This window comes from Labrys monachus (assembly GCF_030814655.1).
GTDB classification, from domain to species: domain Bacteria; phylum Pseudomonadota; class Alphaproteobacteria; order Rhizobiales; family Labraceae; genus Labrys; species Labrys monacha.
Genome location: NZ_JAUSVK010000001.1, coordinates 304,563 through 327,535, shown reverse-complemented (window position 1 = coordinate 327,535; position 22,973 = coordinate 304,563). Strand labels below are relative to the sequence as shown.

The window sequence follows — 22,973 nt, the reverse complement described above, 5'->3', positions numbered from 1 at the left end:
CCCCACCGCGCCGCCATGGGTTCGAACCGGAGAAGAGCATTTATCCTTCCTTTGACATCGCACCGGGAGGGAGGGCGCCCGCCAATGGGTAGCGTGTCGATGTGTCAGAAACTGTCAGGATCGAACGCCAGTCACGATCCTGCTGCCGCCACTGCCTCACGATCGATTGGCGTCGCCCGGGGTAGCGCTCCTCCGAAATCGTCCTCAGGTGCATTCGATCGACGCGGAAGTGACGGAAGGCCGATCTGTGTTCGCACCAGGCCGCCAATACACGCACATCGTCGAAATAGACGATAGCGATCGGCCAGATGGTGCGATCCGATAACGAGCCGTGAGCGTCTTCATAGCTGATCGCGACTTTGCGTTGCCGACGAATGGCATCGCGCAAGAGTGCGACCTGCGGAGGGTCCATGCGCTCAGACGCCGAGGCCGCCGTTACGAGAGCCGGTGGTTCACCGTTCATTGAGGACCCGCTGTTTCGCGCGGAAAGTATTTTCGCCAAAGCGCTTTCGCTGCCTTGCGCCAAGGCAGGATCGGCCCGCTGCCGCACCCAGCCTAGACCAAGGATCAGCGCGTCCAGTTCGTCCGATGAAAATGCGAATTCGGGAAGAAAAAACCCTTCTCCCAAACAATAACCGATACCCGCTTGTCCATCGAGAGGCGCTCCGAGCGAACGCAACGTTTCAATGTCCCGGTATACGCTCCGCTGGGAAATACCCAGTTCACGCGCTAGATATAGAGCCGTAACGGGCGTCCTGCGTGCACGCAGCACATTGATCAGTTCAAATAGGCGACTCGTTCTCGACATGGTCCGAATCTTCCTTGGCAAACTTTGTACGCTAAAACGTGCGATCCAGACGGCAATCTCATCGTGTTCGCGACACCGCCGTTACCTCAATATTCCGCAGCATAGATCGACTTACGTCGGCTTTCGAGAGCGCCCCATGCATCGGCGAGTGACCGAACGTGGCCGACAGCCGCCGGCCGGGCCGCATCGTCCATAAATCGATAGTTTCGCACAGCCTGCCTCCAGGCTGTCCAAGAACCGGCTCAGGCGATGGCACGGCCACGGCCTGGTACGCCGACCTCCTGAATTCGCCTGGGAGCGGTAAGCAGCCGTTGGGATGAGCCCGAACGTCCGAGCTAGCCTATCGAGAGCCAGAGCATTTTCCGGCGAGGCCGCTGTTCACGAAGAGGCGGCTTAAGGACGCGGGAGGGCCGGCGCGGCGCAATCTCGCCGCTGCCGACAGGAGGGATATTGCCGCGCCACGAGAAGAGGGGAGCCATCATCACGGCTCCGCACCCGGTACGAATCTCCCCCTCTGCGCATCACTTCATGCTGACGATGTCGTACAGAGGGACCCATTCGCTACTCTTCTCAAGCCGCCAGGCGCTTGTCTTGTTTACGAGATCGAAACGCAGCAGCATTTTCCTGGAGGGGTCATACAGGATTATCTCTGCGGATGATTGCTGCAGGGCACGGAAGTGAAACGCGGCCTTCCCCCATTGCGAGTTCCGCTCCTCCCAGAGCGTCGTGCCATCGCGCACGAAAACGCCTTCGACATAGTCTCTGCCGTTGAAGCCCTTTGTCGTGATCTGGCGGGGCAGGGTCGGCGCCGCGTTCTGCGACGATACGGCGTCGGGTATGGACGGAGGTCTCGCATTGGGTTGACCTTCTGCCAAGGCGATGGTCCTGCCGCCGAGCGAGCCGTTGACGAACGGCTCCTGCTGGTTCCCGGTGCTCGCCATGACGTCGTCGCGCACCTCGCCCAAGGCCAGCCTTATGTCGACCCCGGGCTCGACCAGATGCTTGATCAAGGAAGCGGTGAAGGGGCTGTTGGCCCCGTCGCCGTCCTGAGCCACGGTCCCCGCCTTCGCCGAGAAGGCGATGAGGGTATTGACGGTCGAGGGCTCGACTCGGGCGAGCCCCCGCTCCACGGCCCGCGTTGCGGCGGTATGAGTCATTTTCGGCAGAAATGGATTGTTCCGGCACGCATCGAGAATAACCAGCTTCAGCTGCCTTGCTCCGTCGATCGCCCGAAGCGCTCGATCGAGTGTAATCGTCTCGTCCTCGACGTCACGGTCAGACGCCAGGCGCGCGTCGACCGGCACCAGATAGTTGATGCCGTTCATTTCCATGCCGTGGCCCGAATAATAGATGACGGCGATATCCGCGACCGTCGCCTCGTCTTCAAACGAGCGCAACGCTTTCACCATCGCCTCGCGTGAGAGGTCTATGTTTGCATGCACGATCGTAAAGCCGGCACCTTTCAGAGCAGATGCCATGGCGCCGACGTCATTTCCGGGATTGTTCAGCGCACCAACCGCGGTGTAATGAGAGTTCCCGATCAGTAATGCGACGCGCTTGTCCGCCAGGGCCGCTCCCATGCAAAGCACGTAGCCGATCAACGCGACACCGGCGCATGATATTTGCCGACGCATACATCCCTCCCCCACGCCGATATCTGCCAGAATGGCAAAAAATACGGACTCTGGAAATAGAGATATCGCGATTTCGTTGCTTCCCCCCGACGCTCGGAATACAGACCGTTCATGACCCGGTCAGTGCCCCGGCAGGAACGGCGTCAGGTCGACGTCAACCGGCGGCGTCCTGCCCTGCACCATGCTGGCGACGATGCGGGCGGCGATCGGGCCGGCCGTGAATCCCATCCAGGGAAAGAAGTTCACGAAGAAGCCCGGCGCTCCCGGCATCTCTCCCAGGATCGGCTTCCAGTCATCCGTGCCGTTGACGATGGCGGCCCAGGTCCGCACCACCCTCACCCCCGCCAGCGCCGGCACCACCGACACGGCGACGGCGAGATTGCGGGCGAGCGACACCGGGTCGGCGATGGGGACGCCATGGCGCCCGGGCCGTGCCGGCCAGCCGCCGCCGATGAGGAGCGTGCCGACGCCGTTCTGCTTCAGCGTCAGCTTCTCGCCGGTGTAATAGAGCAGATGCGGCACCAGCGGGCCGACCTGCTCGGTGGCGCTGGCCTGGATCGGAAAGCCCTGTACGTCGGCGAGGTCGATGCCCAGCATGGACGCGATGCGCCCGGCTTCGGCCCCGGCGGCGTTGACGACGCGGCCGGCCCGGAACACGCCCTTGTCGGTGGTGACGGCGAAGCCGCCTCTCTCCCGCTCGATGCCCCGCACATCGGTATGGCGCCGGATCTCGACGCCGAGCCGCCTGGCGGCCGCGGCGAAGGCCGGCGCGATCAGGAAGGGATTGGCCTTGCCCTCGTCCGGGCAGAAGGCGCCGCCGACGATGTGGTCGGCGAGGTAGGGCGCCAGGCGCCGCAAGGCCGGGCGGTCGAGCAGTTCGACGTTCAGGCCCTCGGCGCGCTCGAACACGACCTTGCGCTCGATATCCCTCATCTGCCGCTCGTCGGGGGCGACCAGCAGGCCACCCTTCAGGCCGATCTCGAGATCCGTGCCGAGCACGGCCGGAAGCTCCCGCCACATCGCGATCGAGCGCGAAAGCAGGCCGATGGTGGGCGAGAACACCCGCGCCCAGGCCTCGCCCTTGGTGACGAAGGGATCGTGCGGGATCTGGGCGTGCAGGCTGCCGGCATTGGAGCCGGAGGCGAAGGTGTTCAGGTCCGACCGCTCCAGCAGCGTTACCGCCACGCCGTCCGCGGCGAGATAGAAAGCGGTGGCGCATCCCGCGAGGCCCCCGCCGATCACGATAACATCAGACATCAACGCCTCGTTGCTGGCCAACAGCCTTGCTTACATCAAGCCGTTCGCTATAGTAACAAATGTTCGCTGGGTGAACACGTCTTCCTGTGAATCCGGCCTTCCCAGAAGGTCCTTTCGCGGGTGCAGGCCTGCAGATCGCCCTCTTGTCAACCGATCGATCCGGATATTCCGATGACCAAGCAGTTTCGCGGCAGTCACAGCGTCACCGTCACCCCGTTCACCTCCGACGGCAAGAGCATCGACGAAGCCGCCCTCAAGCGTTTCCTCGACTGGCAGATCGCCTGCGGCGTTCCCGGCGTCATCATTCTCGGCACCACCGGCGAGTTCCTGACCATCACCGACGAGGAACGCCGCCAGTATGTCGAAGCCACCGTCAAGCATGTCGCCGGCCGCATGCTGGTGATGGTCGGCACCATGAACGCTTATACGCCCAATGCGGTGCGCTATTCCCGGGAAGCCGAGGAACTGGGCGCCGACGGGCTGATGATCGTCCCGCCCTATTACTACACCCCCACCCATGACGAGATCTTCAACTATTACAAGGCGATCTCCGAGGCCGTCACCATCCCGATCATGCTCTACAACAACCCGGTGACGACCAATGTCGACATGCCCGCCAAGCTCGTGGCCAGGATGACCAAGGCTTTCGAGAACGTCCGCTACATCAAGGAAGCGAGCATGGATGTCGGCCGCGTCTACGACATCGTCGAGCAGACGCAGGGCGTGATGAACGTCTTCGCCGGCGAACGCGTCGTCGAGAGCTATCGACTGGGCGCGGTGGGCTATGTCAATCCCTACGGCAATTACATCCCGCGCGCCTCCGCGCGCATCTGGGATTATCTGGTGTCCGGCCGCCTCGACGACGCCAAGGCGATCCAGGTCCTGATCAACCGGATGGATCACATCATCGCCGAGGGCCATCCGACCTATGGCCATCAATGCTATTCCAAGGCCCTCGCCGCCGCCGCGGGCTATCCGATGGGCGATGTGCGCGAGCCGCTGACCAAATTCGCCGACCTCGGCGCCGAGGGCATCGCCCGGCGCGAGAAGCTGGTGGCGATCATGGGCGAACTCGACGCCCTCATGGACAGGCTCGAAGTCAAGGCCGCGTAGAGGCCGGCCCGAGCCGGTCCCTCGCCGGCTTCGGCGGGGCGCTCGATCTGCGCCCCGCCGACGAATCCCCCGCTGATGCGCCCGCCCTGCGCCGGTGGCGGAACATCTGCCGAAGCAGACCTCCTCTTTGCGCACAACTGTTCTCAAAACGAACAGTTTACGCTCCGACAAGCTTCTGACGGGCCGGTCAAAGCTTCTGCTGGCCAAGTGCGATGCGTGCATGTACGTTCGAATATCGCACACCCGCGGGGGGAGTTATGAGTTCGCAATTGCGTATCCGCGAGGGGGATCTAATCGCCGGCTTCGCCAAGGGCCTGTCGGTGATCGAGACGTTCAACCAGCAGCGCGAGAAGCTCAGCATCGCCGATGTGGCCCGGCTGACCGGCCTGGAGCGCGCCTCGGCGCGGCGCTGCCTCCTGACCCTGGTGCAGGGGGGCTATGCCGAGTTCGACGGCAAGTTCTTCCGGCTGACGGCCCATGTCCTCAAGCTCGGCTACGCCTATCTCTCCTCGACGCCCCTGCCCCGCATCATCCAGCCTTTCCTGGAGCAGCTTTCCGAAGCCGTCCACGAATCGTCCTCCGCCTCCATCCTCGATGGCGGCGAAATCGTCTATGTCGCCCGATCGGCCCAGCGCCGGGTGATGCTGATCGGCCTGAATGTCGGCAGCCGCCTGCCGGCCTACTGCGCCTCGATGGGCCGCGTCATGCTGGCCGCCCTGCCGGAGGATGAGGCCCGCCGCCGGCTGGACGCCGTCAAGCGCGAGAAGCACACGCCCAGGACCCTCACCGGCACGGCCGAGCTCATGAAGGAACTGGCCAAGGTGCGCCAGCAGGGCTATGCGCTGATCGACGAGGAGCTCGAAATCGGCCTGCGCTCCATCGCCGTACCGATCCATGACAGCCGCGGCGCCGTCGTCGCCGCCGCCAATGTCGGCGCCCAGGCCATGCGCGTGACGTCGGAAAGCCTGGTCCAGGACGTGCTGCCCCGCCTGCTCAAGATGCAGGCCGAACTCGGAAAATTGCTGGCATAGGGCGGATCCGTCCCCGCCTCCTGCCTCCGGGAGCGAGCGCGAAACGCCCGCCCGATGCAGGGACGACCGGCAGCCTCTATCGCGATGGCGTGCAGGCCACGGCCACGGTCATGCCGGCGGAGCCGACGATGCGGCGATATTTATAGGTCTTGGGCAGATAGACGGCCTGCCCCGGGCGGAATTCCCATTCGCGCTCCTCCATCAGGTCGACATGCCGTGCCCAGCCGTGAAGGCAGTACAGCACGGTGTCGTGTTCGCCGTCCCCCTCCACGATCGAATCGCAGTCGGGCAGATAGGTGGTGACATGGAAGGAGAGCGGCGCGCCCTGCTTGGCGCTGGTGACGAGCCGGTAGCTGTATTCCCTGTCCGGATAGAGCCAGGTCTTCTCCACGTCCTCGGGCTTCACCCATTGAATCTTGGCGGACATCTCGTTCTCCATTTCAGGCCCTGCACGATGCGTCAGAGGCCGCTCGGATGCAGGACATTGTCGAGGAAGCGGCGGGCGCGCTCGTTGGCGGTGTGGTCGAAGAAGGTGGCGGGATCGGCCTGCTCGAGAATGCGGCCTTCGTCCATGAACACCACGCTGCTGGCGACATGGCGGGCAAATCCCATCTCGTGGGTGACGCAGACCATGGTCATGCCGTCGCGGGCGAGCTGGATCATCACGTCGAGCACTTCGCCGATCATCTCCGGGTCGAGCGACGAGGTGGGCTCATCGAACAGCATGACCTTGGGGTCCATGGCCAGGCCCCGCGCGATCGCCACGCGCTGCTGCTGGCCGCCGGACAGGGCGGAGGGATATTTCAGGGCGTGGGCGGCGAGCCCGACGCGCTCCAGCAGCTGGCGGGACCGGTCGCGGGCCTCCTTGAGGCTGCGCCCGAGCACCCGCCGCTGCGCCAGCATGATGTTCTGCTCGACGTCGAGATGAGGGAACAGCTCGAATTGCTGGAAGACCATGCCGACCTTGGAGCGCAGCTTCGGCAGGTTGCAGGCGGGATCGCCGACGGAAACGCCGTCGATGACGATCTCGCCGCCGTCGAACGTCTCCAGCGCGTTCATGCATTTGATCAGCGTCGACTTGCCCGATCCGGACGGCCCGCAGATCACCACGACCTCGCCGTCCGCCACGTCGAGGGTGCAGGAGCGCAGGACATGGAAGCGGCCGTAATATTTGTCGAGATTGCGCACCGCGATCATCGGCTCAGCGCTGCTCCGCATTGTCGTATCGTCCCCCGAAATCGTGCCCGCGGCTGAAACGCCGCTCCAGCCAGCCTTGCGCGAGGGACCAGACCGACGTCATCGCCAGATAGTAGATCGAGGCGACGGCGAAGAGCTCGAGCGTGAGGAACTGCTCCTGGATCAGCAGGTTGGTGCGGCGCAGCAGCTCCTCCATCGAGATGGCCGAGGTGATCGATGTCGCCTTCAGGAGGCCGTTCACGCTGTTGCCGAGCATGGGCAGCATGATGCGGACGGCCTGCGGCAGGACGACGTCGCGCATGGTCTGCGCCGGCGTCAGCCCCAGCGCCAGGCCGGCATTGCGCTGGCCGCGCGGGATCGACTGCACGGCCCCGCGGATGATCTCGGACAGATAGGCCGCCTCATTCAGCGCCAGCCCGACGATGGCGGACATGATCACCGACAGCCGGATGCCGAACTGCGGCAGACCGGTGAAGATGATGACCAGTTGCACCAGGAGCGGCGTGCCGCGCATCACCCAGACATAGAAGCCGGCGGCGTTCCGCAGGGACGCGAAGCGGGACATGCGCGCCGCGGCGACGAGGGCGCCCAGCACCAGTCCCAGGAAGGCGGACACGGCGGTCAGCCAGATCGTCGTCCAGGCTCCCGCGAGCAGGAAGGGGCTGCCCAGGTAACCCAGAAAGGCAGGCCAGTTCCATAAGGTCATGCGGGTCCCCTTCGCTCCCCTTTCGGGGAAAACTAGATGCCGGGGCCCTTCACGTCGAAGGGCCCGGTCCAGCCCTGCTTGCCGTATTTTTCGAAGATCGCCTGGTAGCTGCCGTCATCCCGCATCTGCGTCAGCGTGCGGGCGAAGGCGTCGGCGAGTTCCCTGGTGCGGAAGGCCATGGCGACGGGCGCCGGATACAGGCCCTTCAGCGCGATCTGCGACAGGCCGCGATCGGCATATTCCTTGGAAACGGCGTCGATGGTGAAGCTTGCGTCGATCTGGCCGGCCTTGAGCGCCTGGTAGTTGATGTTGGTGTCGTTGAAGATGGTGATCTTGATCGGCGCGAGCCCCCGGGACTGCAGCTCGGCATCCAGCGCCTTCAGCTTGTTCTCCTCGTAGCCCCCGATGTCGACGCCCACCATCTTGCCGGAGAGGTCGTCGACCGACTTGATGCCCGAGGCCTCGCCGGGGCGCGTCGCCACGCTGATGGCCTGGTTCTCGTAGCGCACGAGATAGATGACCTTGGCTCTTTCCTCGGTGTAGAACACCCCGGTGTTGATCATGTCCCAGCGCCCGGATTTGAGGCCGGGGATCATGGTGCCGAAATCGTCGACGCGGATATGCTGCGACTTGAGGCAAAGCCTCTGGAGGATGGCGTCGCCGACCTCGACGCGCATGCCCTTCAGGTCGCCATTCGCATCGGCATATTGCATCGGCGGCGACACCGGATTGATCGAGACGCTGACTTCCCCCGGCGTGAGCAGGGCAGCGCCGTCGACCTTGGGCGCGCAGTCCTCGGCGTAAGCCGAGCCGAAGACGGTGATACCGGCAAGCACGAGCGTTGCCTGGACGACATTCCGAAGAGCGATCCCGAACATTTGAGGCTCCTTGCCGCGGATGAGATTGAAGTGTCACTGATATTTATTTAGATGTCCATTGTGAAATATCACAACGGACTTTCCGTGCAATCGACCGGACTATTCCGCCCCGAGATAGGCTCGCCGGAACTCGGTGTCGGACAGGAGCTGCGCGCTCGCCATCTGGGCGACGATCGCCCCCTGGGACAGCACGATGGCCCTGTCGGTGGCGGCCAGCGCCTTGCGGACGTTCTGCTCGGCGAGCACGAGGATCATGTCGCCGCCGGCCAGGCCCGCCAGGAAATCGAAGACCTCGTCCACCATGACCGGCGACAGTCCCAGCGAGGGCTCGTCCACCAGCAGGAGACGGGGGCGGGCCATCAATCCGCGGGCGATGGCGAGCATCTGCTGCTCCCCGCCCGACAGCACGCCGGCCCGCATGCCCGCCTTGCTGGACAGGACCGGGAATTGCCGCATCATCCGATCCATGTCGGCGGCCACACCGGCCTTGTCGCGGCGGACGAAAGCGCCGGCTTCCAGATTCTGGCGGACGGTGAGCTGGGGAAACACTCGCCGCCCGGCCGGCACCTGCACGATGCCGAGGCGCACGAGCGTCTCCGGCGCCATGCCGTCCACCCGGCCGCCCGCGAAATGAATCTCCCCGCCCGCCGGGCGGATCTGCCCGGTGATCGACTTCATGATGGTGCTCTTGCCCGCCCCGTTATGGCCGATCAGGCAGATGCGCTCACCCGCCGCGATGGAGAGCGTGATGCCGTCGAGCACGATGCGGTCGCCATAGCCGGCCCGCAGGTTCCTGACATGCAGCATCTCACGCTCCCCGGCCGAGATAGGCTTCGATGACGCGGGGATCCGCGACCACGCGGCGCGGCTCGCCCTCCGTCAGCTTGCATCCGGCGTCGAGCACCATCAGCCGGTCTGCAAAGCGCATGAGGACCGGCACATTGTGCTCGATGACCACCAGGGTGAGGTTGAGCTTGCGCTTGATCGCGCCGACCAGGTCGAGGATCTCGGCCGCCTGCACGTCGTTCATGCCGGCCGTCGGCTCGTCGAGCAGGAGAACCCGCGGCCGGGTGTTGAGCGCGCGCGCCAGTTCCAGACGCTTGGTCTGGCCGTAGGAGAGCTCGGTGGAGCGCGACCGGGCATAGGCGCCCAGCCCAACCTCGGCCAGGAGCTGCAGAGCGTCGAGGCGCGCCTGGCGCTCCGCCGCATGGATGGAGGGCAGGCCGAGAATCTGGCCGAGGATGCCGGTCGGGGCCCGCAGATGGCCGCCGGCCATGACATTCTCCAGCACCGACAGCCCCGAGAAGGGCCGCAGGTTCTGGAAGGTCCGCCCGAGCCCCATGCCGGCGATGCGATGCGAGGGCAGCCCCGAGACCCGCTTGCCGGCGAGCGTCACCTCGCCCGCGTCGCAGCGCTCCAGGCCGGAAAGGATATTGAACAGCGTCGTCTTGCCGGAGCCGTTCGGGCCGATGATGCCGAGGATCTCGCCTTCCTCCACCATCAGCGACACGTCGCAGAGCGCCTTGACGCCCATGAAGGATTTGGAGATGCCGGTGCCGGAGAGGATCACGAGCGCAGCTCCGGATGCGACGGCTTGAGCCCGAAAGCCCGGCGCAGCGCGTGGCCGGCGATCGCCAGCTGCGGGGGAACGCCGGTGCCGAGCAGGCCATGCGGCCGCCAGATCATGAGAATGACGAGGATGGCGCCCGCGATGCCCGGCCGCAGCGTGATGAGCCAGGGCGAGGAACTGCGCAGCATTTCGGGAATGAGCACCATCAGCAGCGCGCCCAGCGCCGAGCCCGGCAGGCTGGCCAGACCGCCGAGGATCGCCATCTGCATCATCAGCAGGGAATCGTCGAGCTTGAACATGTCCGGTGAGACGAGCTGGAGATAGTGGCCGTAGAGGCTGCCCCCGAGCCCGCACAGGAGAGAGCCTGTCGCGAAAGCGAGGACCTTGTAGCCGGTCACGTCGACGCCGACGGCGCCCGCGGCGGTCTCGTCGTCGCGGATCATGTTCCAGGCGCGCCCGATCGGCCCCGCAGTCAGCCGCCCCACGCCGATATAGAGGAGGACGACGACCGCCAGCATCAGCCAGAGCTGCTGGGCCGGCCCCCGCGCGGTCCAGCCGAACAGCCCCATGCCGGGCACGCCGGTAATGCCCATCGGGCCGCGCGTGAGGTCCATCCAATTGTTGGCGACGACGAAGAAGAGCTGGTTGAAGGCGATCGTCACCAGCGAGAGGAAGTCGCTCTTCACCCGCAGGCAGGGAATGGCCAGCAAGGCCCCCGCCACCCCCGACAGGGCGCCCGCGGCGAGGAAGGCGAAGATCCAGGGCACGCCGCCATCCTTCGTCAGCAGGGCCGAGGTATAGGCTCCCACGCCGGCAAAGCCCGCCTGGCCGAGGGTGAGCATGCCGCACCAGCCGGTGATGACGTTCTGCCCCAGCGCGAAGACGGCATAGATCAGCGTGATGCTGAGAATATGGGGCCAGAACCGCCCCGGCAGGATCACGGGCGCCAGCGCCAGCACGATCACCGCGACGAGCAGGCCGATGCGCGAGGCCGCCGGGCCCGTCGCCATCACGAGCGCTCCGCCAGGCGCGCGCCGAACAGGCCGTTCGGGCGCAGCAGCAGGACGAGCACGATGACGGCGAGGCTGACGCCGTCGCGATATGCCGCGCCGAAGGTGGCGACGGCGCCGGTCTCGGCGATGCCGAGGATCAGCCCGCCCCAGAAGGCGCCCTGGAAGCTTCCGATCCCGCCGAGCATGGCCGCCGCCCAGGCCTTGGTGGTGGCCAGCAGGCCCATCTGGATGAAGACGGCATTGAAATACATGGCAAAGAGCACGCCGCCGGCGACGCCGAGGAAGCCGCCGAGGGCGTAGATCGCCACGATGACGGCGTTGACGGGAATGCCGACCAGGCGGGCGGCTTCGAGATCCTGGCGGACGCATTGCGCGGCGACGCCGAACTTCGTCCTGTGCAGGAACCAGGATGCCGCCAGCACCAGCCCGATGGCGATGGCGAGGATGACGACCGATTGCGAGGACAGGGTCAGCGCCCCCACGGTGAGCGGAACGCGGGGGATGAGCTGGGGGAAGGGATGCACCTCCGGCCCCCAGATGAGCTGGGCCAGCGAGGACAACACGAACCCGGCGCCGAGCGCGCTGATCATCGGCACGATGCGGTTGGAGGATCGCACCGGCCGATAGGCCACCCGCTCGACGACGACGGCGATGGCGACCCCCGACAGGCAGGCCAGCAGCACGGCGAAGGCCGGGGGAACCCCGGCCTGCAGCAGGCTGAGCGCCACGAAGGCGCCGACCATGATGACATAGCCATGCGCGAAATTGATCAGGTTCAGGATCGAATAGACCAGGCTGTATCCCAGGGCGATGAGGGCGTAGATGCTGCCGATCGCCAATCCGTTCGACAACTGCTCCAGGGCATAGGCCATCGTTTGGTCTCCCGGCCGATCAGCCGCGCAGTTTCTCGAGGCCTTTTTCGTCGACCGACTTTCCCGTCGAAACGAATTTGCCGTCCTTGACCTGCACGACGGCGAAGGTGCGCCCCTTCACGTCGCCCTTGGCATCCCATTCGTAATGGCCGCCGGCGCCGTCGAATTTGGCGTCCTTGGCCGCCTTCACCAGCGTCTGGGGCGTCGCGCCGGCCTCCATCAATTGCTTGGCGAGCAGGAAGAAGTCGTTGGTGAAGACCGCGACCTGGCTCGGCAGCGCCGAATAGGCCTTCTGGAAGGCGTCCATGAAGGCCTTCGGCTTGGGCGCCTGCGAATAGGGATCATAGGCCGCCAGGATATAGGCCCCCTCAGCGCCGCCCTGCGCGAGGGAGATGAATTCGTCGTAGAGGAGCGAGTCGGGCCCCACGGCCGGGATGCCGGCGACGCCGACGCCCTTGGCCTGGCCGAGGAAGAGGCCGCCTTCGGTGTAGTTGCAGTTCAGCATGAAGGCGTCGACGGACTTGGCCTTGAAGTCGCTGATGACGGAGGAGAAATCCTTGTCGGCATTCGGCGTGAAGCCGGCCTCGGCCGCGATGTCGGCCGCGAGCGCCTTGGCCGCCTTCACCATCTCGTCGCGCAGGCCCCGGCCGTAATCGTCGTTGGCGAAGAGGATGCCGAGCTTCTTGCGGCCGAGATTGTTGGCCGCGAAGGCGGAATATTGCTGGGCGCCGTAATCGTCGCGGATCGTCATGCGGATGATGTTGTCCCAGCCCGATTCCGTCACCTTCGGATTGGAGGAGGAGCCGCAGAGGACGGCGATGCCGGCCTCACTGTAGACGGGCATGGCGGCCAGCGTGCACGAGGAATTCACATGGCCAACGACGGCGGCATATTTGTCGGCGTCGAGGATGCGGCGCGCCACCGAGGCGGCTTCGCGCGGCGAGCCCTGATCGTCGAAGATGTCGTAGGCGACCTTCTTTCCGGCGATGCCCCCGGCCGCATTGATCATGGCGACGGCGGCATCGGCGCCGCGCTGCGCGTTCAGGCCCATCGAGGCGGAATCGCCCGTCATCGGCGCGGCGATCGCCAGCGTGATCACTTCCTCGGCGGCCGAGACGCGGCCGGCGAATGCGCCCGGCAGCACGGCACCGGCGGCCGCAGCGCCCGCTGCCCGCAACAGCTGCCGGCGGCTCATACCCGTGGTTCCGGCCATCGCGTTCCCCTTCCTCTTTCTGTCTTCGCGGCGCTCTGCCACTATCGATATGCTGAGATATCTTTCGTGACATATCAAGAATATTCCTCTAGCAATTTGTCGAATTTCTGGGCAGCTCAAAAGGAAGGCAGATGAGCGTGAACGCGGTGAAGGAGAGCGCCGTCGCCGGAGACGATCCGGACGATTTCGCGGCTGGACTGGTCAGGATGATCGAGATCGACCATCGCGAGCAACGGGCCGGGCTGGTGCCGCATCTCTATCCGCCGCCGCGACGCGACGCCCGCGAGCGCCTCGCCGCCCTCACCCGGCGCGTGCGCCACGACCTGGAGATCATGGCCTATCCCAAGGACGAGTGGGTGCTCCCGCGCGTCCATGCCGGCGGCGAGCACGTCTATGACGTCGTCATCGTCGGCGCCGGCCAGTGCGGCCTCACCTGCGCCTATGCCATGCGCAAGGAGCGGGTGAACAACATCCTCGTGCTCGACCGCGCCCCGAAGGGGCGCGAGGGGCCCTGGATCACCTATTCGCGCATGTGGACGCTGCGCTCGCCCAAGCATGTGACCGGCCCGGATCTCGGCATGCCTTCCCTGGCGCCGAGGAGCTGGTTCGAGGCGGTCTTCGGCGAGGATGGCTGGGAGAAGCTCGGCAAATGGCCGAGGCAGGCCTGGCAGGCCTATCTCGACTGGTACCGGGAGGCCCTCGACCTGCCGGTCCGCAACGACGCCGATGTCGAGCGCTTCGAGATGGACGGCGCCGCCGTCCGCCTGCACCTGCGCGGGGCCGGTTCGGTGCTGGCGCGCAAGGTCGTCCTGGCGACGGGCATCGAGGGCATGGGCGACTGGTATGTCCCGCCCTTCGTCCGCGAAAAGCTGCCGTCGGACCGCTGGACGCTGTGCACGGACGACGTCGACAGCCTGGACTGGCAGGGGCGCAAGATTGCCGTGCTGGGCGCCGGCGCCACTGCCTGGGACCGCGCCGCCGATCTCCTCGAACTCGGGGCGGCCTCGGTGACGATCTATATGCGGCGCAGGCAGATCCTGGTGTCGAACGCCTTTCGCTATCTGGAGAAGGCGGGCTATCTGCGCCACTATCTCTCGATGTCCGACGCGGACAAATGGCGCTGGATCCAGACCATCTTCACCTTCGGGCAGCCGCCCACCCAGGACGGCGTCGACCGCTGCGCGGCGTTCGACAATTTCCGCCTGCATGCGGGCGCGACCTGGACGGACGTGGAAACGAGGCCCGAAGGCATCGCCGTCACCGCCAGCGACGGCTCGGTCGAGACGTTCGACCATCTCTTCATCGGCTGCGGCTTTTCGATCGAGCCCGCCGGACGCCCCGAACTGGCGCCTTTCGCCGACAACATCCTGCGATGGTCAGACGTGTTCACGCCGCCTGCGGACCATCCGGACCCTTGGCTGATCACCTATCCCTATCTGACCCGCGACCTGCGCTTCATCCAGAAAGTGCCGGGAAGGACGCCGGTCCTCGACCATGTCTTCTGCTTCAACTATGGCGCGACCGTCACCAACGCCCATTCGGGCGCGTCGCTGTCAGGCCTGCGCTACGGCATCGAGCCGCTCATCCACGGCGTCACCCTGGCGCTGTGGCAGGAGGACGAGCCGGAGCATTTTCGCATCACGCAAAACTGGAGCGACATCGATACCGACCCGTCGGCCCTGGACCGGCATCGCTGGAAGCCGGGGGAGGTCTGAGCCGGGAGACCGGCCGCGCGAGGGACGGCCGGCCGATGCGCCGCCCGCCGACGCTCACATGTCGCCGTCTTCCTTGCTGGGATTGGCGCACACCGCCACCACCAGCCCGGCATCGCCGATGATGTGGCGGTAGCGATAGCGCGTCGGCAGATACATGGCGTCGCCGGGCCTGAAGTCGTGCTCCTCGCCGGTCGCCTCGACGATCTGGCGCGAATGGCCGTGCAGGCAATAGAGGATGACCTCGTGCTTGCCGTCGCCCTCCACCATGACCTCGAAATTCGGCATGTAGGTCGTGATGTGGAAGGACATCGACGAGCCCTGCTTGTTGTGCGTGATCAGCCGGTGGCTGAATTCCTGGCCCGGATGGACCCAGGTCTTGGTGGTGGTCTCCTGCCGTGCCCAGACGATCTTTTCGCCCATGGTGCCGTCCTCTCGATCATGGAAGTGGAAGTCAGATGGTCGCGCCCGCCTCATGGCCCTCGAGCATCGCCGCCTCGACGTCGCGGGGGGCGTAGGCGTCGCCGATGACGCGGCATTCGATGCCCCGCGCCTTCGCCGCCCCCGCCAGTTCGTCGCGCGGCAATCCGGGCGCGGCCACTACGATGGTGTCGTAGGGGCCGTCGCTGGCGGTAATGCGGGTGAACGGATTGAGGAAGGTCACCAGGCCCCCCTCGAAGCCGCAGGCCTCCGCCGTCGCGCGGAAGCGGATGCCGGCCTGCATCGCGCGCCGGTAGAAATAGGTGATGTTCTGGATCTCCAGCTTCTGGCCGACATGGAAGGAGGGCGTCGCCATCTCCACGCACCGGCCGGCTTCCGCCAGCATGATCGCCGTCACCATGCCCGGCTGGCGGTCGAGATAATCGAGCACGAGCACCCGATGTCCGACGCGGCCGGGCTCGGCGACGGCCTCGTCCACCGTCATCAGGGGTGCGCCGTCCGATCCGGGCAGCCGGAGGGGCGAAGGCCGCGCGCCCGTGGCGAGGATGACGGCATCGATGGTTTCGCAGGCGAGATCGGCGGCCTCGATCCCCGTATCGAGGCGGATCTCGACGCCGAGCGCGGCGACGGCCTCGCTCTTATGCGCGATCAGCCGCGACCATTCCTCGCGCCCGGGAGGCCGGCGGGCGAGATCGAGCCTGCCGCCGAGACGGCCCGATGCCTCCGCCAGCGTCACCCGGTGCCCGCGCGACGCCGCCATGCGCGCCGCTTCGAGCCCGGCGGGCCCGCCGCCGACCACCAGGATGCGCCGCGCCTGCGCAGGCGCCGCCACCGCGCCATATTCGGCCTCGCGCCCGGTACGCGGATTGCCGACGCAGCTGATGTGGCGGCCGCGATACAGGCGCCCGAAACAGGCCTGCTCGCAACCGACGCAGGGATTGATCTCGGCGAGCCTGCCGCTGCGCGCCTTGGCGGGTAGGAACGGGTCGGCGATCAGCGCGCGGCACATGCCGGCCATGTCGGCGTCGCCGCGGGCAAGCATCGCCTCGGCGATCTCGGGCGTATGGATGCGCGTGCCGTGGATGACCGGGACCGACACGGCGGCCTTGATGAGCCGCGCCGTCGCGGCGAAAGGCGCCGGCGCCAGCCCCATCGGCGGCTCGTGCAGCATGTTGCTGACGAGGTTTCCGTCCGTTCCGGCGCTGACGTCGACATAGTCGAGCCGCCCGGCATCGACCAGGCGGGGCACGACCTGCGCCATGTCGTGTCCGGTCAGGCCGCCTTCGACCAGTTCGTCGCCCGAGCAGCGTATGCCGAGCGGAACGTCGTCGCCGATGCGCCTGCGCACGGCGGCGAGCACCTCGGCGGGAAAGCGCACCCGGTTCTCGAGCGAGCCGCCGTACTCATCCTCGCGGAAATTGGTGAGGGGCGACAGGAACTGCTGCAGCAGCAGCCCGTGCCCGCAATGGACCTGAACGCCGTCCATCCCGGCTTCGATGCAGCGCGCCGCCGCACCGGCAAACGCCTCGACCAGGATCTGGATCTCCTCGACCGTCATGGCATGGGCGAGTTCCCCATATTTCTGCTCATAGGCGTTGGAGGCCGACCACAAGGGCAGCGGGCGGGCGCTCGACGCCAGGCCCATATGGGAGAGATAGCCGAAGATCCTGCCGCCATGCCGGTGCACCGCCCGCGCCACGGCGGACAGGCTCGGGATGATCTCGCGGTCATGGTTGCAGATCAGCCCGGTGATGCCCGGCGACGTCGGATGCACCTGTTGCGATCCCAGCATGATCAGGCCGACCTCGCCTTTCGCCCTTTCCTCGTAATAGGCGATCATGCGCTCGTCCGGCTTGCCGTCGCGGCCCATGCCGGTGCCGTGCCCGGTCAGGACGATGCGATTGCGGATTTCGGCGCGGCCGAGCCGGATCGGCTCGAACAGAAGCGGAAAGGCGGTCATGACGCGGCGATCATAGCAGGCAGGACTCCGCCTTGAAGGTTGCGGCACGATCGCTTCCGGCCATGGCGCGGCCGACGCGGAAGGCTTCGAGCACGGGCTGGGGCCGCTCCAGCATGTCGGCGGCGGCCAGCCGGCCGATCTCCGGCGCTATCTGGAAGCCGTGATTGGAAAAGCCGGTCGCCAGATAAAGGCCCGCAGGCCCGGCCGGACCGATGAGCGGCAGGCTGTCCAGGGTCTGCGCCTCGACGCCGGCCCAGACCTGCGCCAGCTTGAGGCGGGCCATGGCGGGGACGACGGCGACGGCGGAGCTCCACTGGCGGGCGACATGCGCGTCGATCGGCTCCACGGCCGGCCTGTCGCCGAGGGGACGCGCGAACCAGCGCCCGCCCACCATCATCTGCCCCGACGGCGACTGCTTGAGCGAGAGATTGCGGCCGACCGCCGTGACGGTAGGGGCCAGCAGGGGCGTCGCGACGTCCGAAAGCAGCATCTGCAGGCCGCGCCAGCGCAGCGGCAGATCGAGGCCGAGATCGGCGAGCATGGCGACGCTCCAGGCTCCCGCGGCCAGGACGACGCGGTCGCCATCGAGTTCGCCGCCGTCCTGCAGGACGACACCGGTCGCGCGGTCGCCGACGAGCCGCAATCGGGCCGCCTGCCCGAAATGGCAGGTCGCGCCGTGCCGGGCGGCGGCCTGCGCGAAGGCGATGGCGGTTCGCCCGGGATGGGCCTGCCCGTCCCCCGCCGAGAAGGCGCCGAGCACCGCCTTCGGCGTGAGGCAGGGCGCGGCCGCCCGCAGGGCTGCCCCCTCCAGCCGCGCCACGGCGATGCCGGCAGCCCGGTCGCCGGCGAGGCGCGCCTCGACCGCGGCCGCCTCCTCCGCCGTCTCGGCGATGTGCAGATGGCCGCCGAGCGACACTTCGAGGTCGGCTTCGAGTTCGTCCGCCAGGGTCGTCCAGCGCAGGGCCGCGGCCTTGGTGATCGCGTGCTCCGGCGCATGGCGGCCCTGCGACCGCAGCCCGCCGGCGCTCGCCCAGCTCGCGCTCGGCATCGCCGCCGGGCCGGACCGGTCGACCAGCGCCACGCCCGCGCCGGCGCGGGCGAGATGATAGGCGATCGAGGCTCCGATCACCCCGCTCCCGATGACGACGATCCTCATGCCGGCACCCCGCAGGTCGCGGCCGGGGCCGCCGCGCCGGCGATGCGGCCGGCGGCCCGCAAGGCGATGGCCAGGATGGTGAGAGCCGGATTGACGGCCGGCAGGGAGACGAAATTCGATCCGCCGATCACATAGAGGCCGGGCGTGTCGTGCACCTGGCCGAACGCATCGACGACCGAGCTCTGCGGATCGTGGCCCATGCGCGTGCCGCCGACGTCATGCGTGCTGATCGGGCCGGTCAGGAACGGCCGCCGCCAGGTGCGCGAGGCGCCCATGCGCCGCGCGATCCGTTCGGCCCGGTCCTGCAGGAAGGCCATGAGCCTGCGCTCATTGTCGCCGATGTCGAAGGTGATGCGGATGACCGGCCGGCCGAGATCGTCGACGACGACGGGGTCGAGATCGAGATAATTGCCCTCGTAAGGCAGGATCTCCGGGTCGATGAACAGCATCGACGTGCTGTTATAGGCCGTGAGGAAGAAGTCTCGCCATCCCTCGCCCCAGCGCGGCACGTCCGGCGGCAGCACGCCGGAGGCCTCGATCGGCAGATATTGGTTGAAGGCGGCGATGCGTCCGCCCCGGATGAAGTCGAGATCGCCGTGATCGAAATGGTCGGCCGAAAGATCGGCGATGGCCATGGCCTGCGCCGTCGGCCCGATGAAGCGGTTGAGCGAGCGGCCCTCGAACACGGCATAGACCGAGGGCTGCTGACGCGTCATGTAGTGCCGGCCCAGCTGGCCGGTCTCGTTGCCCAGCCCGCGGTTCCGGCGGCGCGTCTTCGAGAGCATCAGCAGGCGCGTATTCTCGAAGGCATAGGTCGCGACCACCACGGTGCCGGCGCCCTGGAACAGCTCTTCGCCCGCCGGCGTCCGATAGTTGACGCCGACGGCCCGGCCGCCCTCGTCGGTCACGATCGCCATCGCCCGCGCCCCCGTCACGATATGCAGCCGCCCCGTCGCGAGGGCCGCCGGCAGGACCGTGTTCTGGGCGGAGGCCTTGGCATCGACATGGCAGCCGAAGCGCGAGCAGAAGCTGCAATAGGTGCAGGCGTGGCGGCCCTGATAGGGCGCCGTCAGGATCGCCGCCGGCAGTGGAAACGGGTGATAGCCCTCCTCGCGGGCCGCTCCGGCGAAGAGCTCGCCGAGGCCGCTGGTGCGCAGGGCCGGCATGGCATAGGGCGCCGCGCGTGGCGCCTCGAAGGGATTGCCGCGCGATCGCGCCGGGTTCGCCCGGTTTCCGGCATGGCCGGACACGCCCAGCAGCCTCTCCGCCTCATCATAGAAGGGCGCGAGGTCGGCATAGGCGAGGGGCCAGTCCGCCAGGGTCGATCCCTCGGGAATGCGATCCTCGCCATAGCGCTCCACCGTGGCGCTGCGGAGACGGAAATCCTCCTCGTAGAAGCGCATCGCGACGGCGCCCCAGGCCACCGAATTGCCGCCGAGCGCCGTTTCGAGGCCCTGCGACATCACGGCCCGGCGCGCCGTCTCGCCGGGGTTGCGGCGCCAGGTCGGCACTTCCGCATTGAACTTCGCCGCGCCGCCGGCATTGCGGAAGGCCGTCGCCAGCACTTCGTCCATGGCGTGCTCCCGCCCGGTGCGCGCCGGCCCGGCCTCCAGCATCACCACTTCGAGCCCCTGGCGCACCAGGCTCTCGGCCATGAAGGACCCCACGGCGCCCCCGCCGACGATCACGACATCGGCCTCCCGCGGCGCGCCCGTGCCGAGGCAAGACGTCCCGGCCAGCCGGGCGCTGCGGGGCAGGTCGGCGAGGCTCGCCGGAGGGCGCTGCACCCGATGGCCGAGCGCCTGCTCCTCGGACCGGTAGCCGAACTGGGCGCCGGGAAAGCCGATGGCGGCCCAGCCGGCGAAATCCCGGTTGCCGCCATGCACGGGATCGCAGAACAGTCCCTCGCGCACATGCCGCCACACCAGGTCGAAACTGCTGCGGTCCGCATTCGCCGGCAGGCCCGGGAGGGTTCCGGCTTCCCACCGGGCGATGATGTCCTTCTGCCGGTCCGCATCGGCATCGGCCAGGCTTCCGCCGGCGGCGGCATCGAGCGCCGCGAGGACCGCGCGATATTCGTCCAGATGGTGGGCATAGGGCCCGGCCAGGGCCGCCGCCACATAGGCCGATGCGCCGATCGCCACCGCGCCCGGCGAAACGGGGCCGGCCGGGAACAGGCGGTCGAACAGGGCATCGAGGCTGCGCCTTTCGGCGGCCGAAAGCGACGAAACCGCCATGGCTCAGCCCTCCCGCCGCAGGAGGCGCCGGAGAAAGGACTGCGTTCGCTCGTGCTGCGGATTTCGCAGCATTTCCTTCGGCCTGCCCGTTTCCACGATCTTCCCCCTGTCGAAGAACACCAGCGTGTCCGCCACATCCTCGGCGAAGGCCATCTCATGGGTGACCACCAGCATGGTCATGCCGTTCTCCGCGAGATCGCGCATGACGCGCAGCACTTCGCCCACCAGTTCCGGATCGAGCGCCGATGTCGGTTCGTCGAAGAGCATGACGAGGGGCTTCATCGCCAGCGCGCGGGCGATCGCCACGCGCTGCTGCTGGCCGCCCGACAGATGGGCGGGATAGCTGAGCTCCTTGTCCGACAGTCCGACCGCCGCCAGCAGCTGGCGAGCCGCCGCCACCGCCTCGGCCTTCGCGATCCCCCGCACCGCCATCGGCGCCTCGATGATGTTCTGCAGGACGGTGAAATGCGGGAAGAGATTGAAATGCTGGAAGACCATGCCGACATCGGCGCGGTGGCGGCGCAGTTCGCGGTCCGTCGCCCTGCGCACCGTATTGGCGCCTTCCACCATGCCCATCAGATGCCCGTTGACCCAGACATTGCCGGCATCCGGCGGGTCGAGGTGGTTGATGCAGCGCAGCAGCGTGCTCTTGCCGGACCCGGAAGCCCCGATGATGGCGACCACCTGCCCCGTCTTCACCGAGAGGTCGACCCCGTCGAGGGCGAGGGTCGCGCCGAACTGCTTTCGAAGGCCGGCGGCTTCGACCATCGCGCGCGCGGGTAGGCTGGTGGCGGGGAGGATCATGATGCGACCGGAGCCTGTCTTGGGGAAGCCTGTCCGGGCGGGGCCGGCATCGCGAACCGCCGCGCCAGGCGGTGCTCGGCCCAGGCCTGGAAGGCGGCGAGCACGCCGCTGATGGCCAGATACAGCACGGCGGCGGCCGACAGGAACATGAAGGGCTGATAGGTGATCGAGGTGGCGCGCACCGCCTCCCCCGTCAGGTCCCCGACGGCGACGAGCGAGGCGAGCGAGGTCCCCTTGATGAGGATGATCGCCCTTGTGACATAGGCGGGAATGACGATCGGGACCGCCTGCGGGATGATGATGCGCCGCAGCGTATGCCAGGAGGACAGGCCAAGAGCCTGGGCCGCACGGAACTGCCCGGGATCGACCGCCAGGAGCCCGCCCCGGATGTCCTCGCTCATATAGGCGGTGGCGACCACGCTCAACCCCAAGCAGGCCGCCGTCATCGGCGACAGCCTCAGGTGGAATTGGGGCAAAGCGTAGAAGGCCAGGAACAGCACCAGCAGCGCCGGCACGACGCGGAACAGGTTGACGAAGACGGCGGCCGGCCAGGCCAGCCAGCCCTTGGACGATTGCCGCATCAGGGCGATGCCCGTTCCGAACAGGGTCGAGACGAGGATCGACACCGCCGAAAGCCACAGCGTGATCAGGAAGCCCCGCAGCAGGGCCGGCATGTATTCGAGCAGGAGGGCCGGTTCCATCGCTACCTCGCGGCCCGATAGCGTCTCGACCAGCGCTCGCCATAGGATTGGAGAACCAGCAGGACGGAATCGAGAACGGCATAGATGGCGCCGGCGGCGAGCAGCACTTCGAACGGCCGGTAGGTGACCACGAAGACCTGCTTGGCGGCATTCGTCAGCTCCGGCACAGCCACCGCGGCGGCCAGCGCCGTCCCCTTCAGCAGGTCGGTCGAATGCGAGATGAAGGATGGCAGCACGGCCGGCAGGGTCTGCGGCAGGATGATGCGGATGATCGTGCGCGCCCGCGACAGCCCCAGGGCTTCCGCGGCGCGCCACTGCCCGGCCGGCACGCTTTCATAGCCGGCGCGGAAGACCTCGGCGAAGTAGAAGGCCATATACAGGGTCATGCCGATGACCGCCGAGGGGAAGGGCTGCAGCGTCACCCCGAGGAAAGGCAGGCCGAAGAAGACGAAGAACAGGATCAGCAGCGGCGGGATGCCCCGGAAGATCCAGCTCACCACCGCCAGCGCCGCATGGATGGCGGGCTGGCGGATGTTCCTGAGTTCGGCGACGACGACGCCGAGCGGCGTGGCGAGCACCAGGACCGCCACCGTCAACTCGACGGTGACCAGCGTTCCGCGCAGGAGCGCCGGCCAGACGGTCAGCAGGATGTCGAAGTGCAGGGCCACGC

At 67.1% G+C, this 22,973-nt stretch carries 22 protein-coding genes; 3 read left to right on the top strand and 19 right to left on the bottom strand.

Annotation, left to right across the window (positions count from 1 at the left end):
- Positions 1 to 40: 40 nt before the first annotated feature.
- The 3 genes from J3R73_RS01505 to J3R73_RS01495 all read right to left on the bottom strand — a co-directional run bounded on the left by J3R73_RS01505 (position 41) and on the right by J3R73_RS01495 (position 3,699).
- Positions 41 to 808, bottom strand: a complete 768-nt coding sequence (locus tag J3R73_RS01505; RefSeq protein WP_307421711.1) for a helix-turn-helix transcriptional regulator — start codon at positions 806 to 808, stop codon at positions 41 to 43.
- A 521-nt stretch (positions 809 to 1,329) separates the two neighbouring features.
- Positions 1,330 to 2,409 (bottom strand): caspase family protein, encoded by a 1,080-nt coding sequence (locus J3R73_RS01500; RefSeq protein WP_307421709.1) that lies wholly within the window; start codon positions 2,407 to 2,409, stop codon positions 1,330 to 1,332.
- A 153-nt stretch (positions 2,410 to 2,562) separates the two neighbouring features.
- Positions 2,563 to 3,699 (bottom strand): NAD(P)/FAD-dependent oxidoreductase, encoded by a 1,137-nt coding sequence (locus J3R73_RS01495; RefSeq protein WP_307421708.1) that lies wholly within the window; start codon positions 3,697 to 3,699, stop codon positions 2,563 to 2,565.
- 171 nt (positions 3,700 to 3,870) lie between these two features.
- Here J3R73_RS01495 and J3R73_RS01490 point away from each other — a divergent pair, with 171 nt between their 5' ends.
- Complete coding sequence (locus J3R73_RS01490) at positions 3,871 to 4,812, top strand: dihydrodipicolinate synthase family protein (RefSeq protein ID WP_307421707.1); 942 nt, start codon at positions 3,871 to 3,873, stop codon at positions 4,810 to 4,812.
- A gap of 275 nt (positions 4,813 to 5,087) precedes the next feature.
- Positions 5,088 to 5,843: an IclR family transcriptional regulator domain-containing protein gene (locus J3R73_RS01485; protein ID WP_307437003.1), complete on the top strand. Its 756-nt coding sequence runs from the start codon at positions 5,088 to 5,090 to the stop codon at positions 5,841 to 5,843.
- A gap of 76 nt (positions 5,844 to 5,919) precedes the next feature.
- On the opposite strand, the gene J3R73_RS01480 is transcribed toward J3R73_RS01485, so the two are convergent.
- The 9 genes from J3R73_RS01480 to J3R73_RS01440 all read right to left on the bottom strand — a co-directional run bounded on the left by J3R73_RS01480 (position 5,920) and on the right by J3R73_RS01440 (position 13,292).
- The gene (locus J3R73_RS01480; protein WP_307421705.1) at positions 5,920 to 6,270 is read right to left on the bottom strand and encodes a hypothetical protein; all 351 of its coding nucleotides are present in this window, start codon (positions 6,268 to 6,270) and stop codon (positions 5,920 to 5,922) included.
- 32 nt (positions 6,271 to 6,302) lie between these two features.
- Positions 6,303 to 7,040: an amino acid ABC transporter ATP-binding protein gene (locus J3R73_RS01475; RefSeq protein WP_307437001.1), complete on the bottom strand. Its 738-nt coding sequence runs from the start codon at positions 7,038 to 7,040 to the stop codon at positions 6,303 to 6,305.
- Positions 7,041 to 7,044: 4 nt separating this feature from the next.
- A complete protein-coding gene (locus J3R73_RS01470; RefSeq protein WP_307421703.1) occupies positions 7,045 to 7,746 on the bottom strand; it encodes an amino acid ABC transporter permease in 702 nt (233 codons plus the stop codon).
- A gap of 32 nt (positions 7,747 to 7,778) precedes the next feature.
- Entirely contained in the window at positions 7,779 to 8,624 is an 846-nt protein-coding gene (locus J3R73_RS01465) for a transporter substrate-binding domain-containing protein (RefSeq protein ID WP_307421701.1), read from the bottom strand.
- A 99-nt stretch (positions 8,625 to 8,723) separates the two neighbouring features.
- The gene (locus J3R73_RS01460) at positions 8,724 to 9,431 is read right to left on the bottom strand and encodes an ABC transporter ATP-binding protein (protein WP_307421698.1); all 708 of its coding nucleotides are present in this window, start codon (positions 9,429 to 9,431) and stop codon (positions 8,724 to 8,726) included.
- 1 nt (position 9,432) lies between these two features.
- Positions 9,433 to 10,194, bottom strand: coding sequence for an ABC transporter ATP-binding protein (locus tag J3R73_RS01455; protein WP_307421697.1), 762 nt, complete (start codon positions 10,192 to 10,194; stop codon positions 9,433 to 9,435).
- Positions 10,191 to 11,204 carry a branched-chain amino acid ABC transporter permease gene (locus J3R73_RS01450; RefSeq protein ID WP_307421696.1) on the bottom strand — a complete coding sequence of 338 codons (1,014 nt, stop codon included), beginning with the start codon at positions 11,202 to 11,204 and terminating at the stop codon, positions 10,191 to 10,193. The genes J3R73_RS01455 and J3R73_RS01450 overlap by 4 nt, the downstream gene beginning before the upstream one ends.
- Positions 11,204 to 12,079, bottom strand: a complete 876-nt coding sequence (locus tag J3R73_RS01445; RefSeq protein WP_307421694.1) for a branched-chain amino acid ABC transporter permease — start codon at positions 12,077 to 12,079, stop codon at positions 11,204 to 11,206. The genes J3R73_RS01450 and J3R73_RS01445 overlap by 1 nt, the downstream gene beginning before the upstream one ends.
- Positions 12,080 to 12,098: 19 nt before the next feature.
- Positions 12,099 to 13,292, bottom strand: a complete 1,194-nt coding sequence (locus tag J3R73_RS01440; protein ID WP_307421692.1) for an ABC transporter substrate-binding protein — start codon at positions 13,290 to 13,292, stop codon at positions 12,099 to 12,101.
- 131 nt (positions 13,293 to 13,423) lie between these two features.
- Here J3R73_RS01440 and J3R73_RS01435 point away from each other — a divergent pair, with 131 nt between their 5' ends.
- A complete protein-coding gene (locus J3R73_RS01435; protein WP_307421690.1) occupies positions 13,424 to 15,007 on the top strand; it encodes an NAD(P)-binding domain-containing protein in 1,584 nt (527 codons plus the stop codon).
- 54 nt (positions 15,008 to 15,061) lie between these two features.
- On the opposite strand, the gene J3R73_RS01430 is transcribed toward J3R73_RS01435, so the two are convergent.
- From J3R73_RS01430 to J3R73_RS01400, 7 genes are read right to left on the bottom strand one after another with little or no spacing between them, the layout of a single operon-like run.
- Positions 15,062 to 15,427: a cupin domain-containing protein gene (locus J3R73_RS01430; protein WP_307421687.1), complete on the bottom strand. Its 366-nt coding sequence runs from the start codon at positions 15,425 to 15,427 to the stop codon at positions 15,062 to 15,064.
- Between the two features lie 31 nt (positions 15,428 to 15,458).
- A complete protein-coding gene (locus J3R73_RS01425) occupies positions 15,459 to 17,405 on the bottom strand; it encodes an oxidoreductase (protein ID WP_307421685.1) in 1,947 nt (648 codons plus the stop codon).
- A gap of 10 nt (positions 17,406 to 17,415) precedes the next feature.
- The gene (locus tag J3R73_RS01420; protein WP_307421682.1) at positions 17,416 to 18,561 is read right to left on the bottom strand and encodes an NAD(P)/FAD-dependent oxidoreductase; all 1,146 of its coding nucleotides are present in this window, start codon (positions 18,559 to 18,561) and stop codon (positions 17,416 to 17,418) included.
- On the bottom strand, positions 18,558 to 20,798 hold the full coding sequence (locus J3R73_RS01415; protein ID WP_307421680.1) for a GMC oxidoreductase: 2,241 nt from the start codon (positions 20,796 to 20,798) through the stop codon (positions 18,558 to 18,560). Before J3R73_RS01415 ends, J3R73_RS01420 begins: the two co-directional genes overlap by 4 nt.
- 3 nt (positions 20,799 to 20,801) lie before the next feature.
- On the bottom strand, positions 20,802 to 21,602 hold the full coding sequence (locus tag J3R73_RS01410) for an amino acid ABC transporter ATP-binding protein (protein ID WP_307421679.1): 801 nt from the start codon (positions 21,600 to 21,602) through the stop codon (positions 20,802 to 20,804).
- Positions 21,599 to 22,303: an amino acid ABC transporter permease gene (locus J3R73_RS01405; protein WP_307421678.1), complete on the bottom strand. Its 705-nt coding sequence runs from the start codon at positions 22,301 to 22,303 to the stop codon at positions 21,599 to 21,601. Before J3R73_RS01405 ends, J3R73_RS01410 begins: the two co-directional genes overlap by 4 nt.
- A 2-nt stretch (positions 22,304 to 22,305) precedes the next feature.
- On the bottom strand, positions 22,306 to 22,971 hold the full coding sequence (locus J3R73_RS01400; RefSeq protein WP_307421676.1) for an amino acid ABC transporter permease: 666 nt from the start codon (positions 22,969 to 22,971) through the stop codon (positions 22,306 to 22,308).
- Positions 22,972 to 22,973 lie beyond the last annotated feature (2 nt).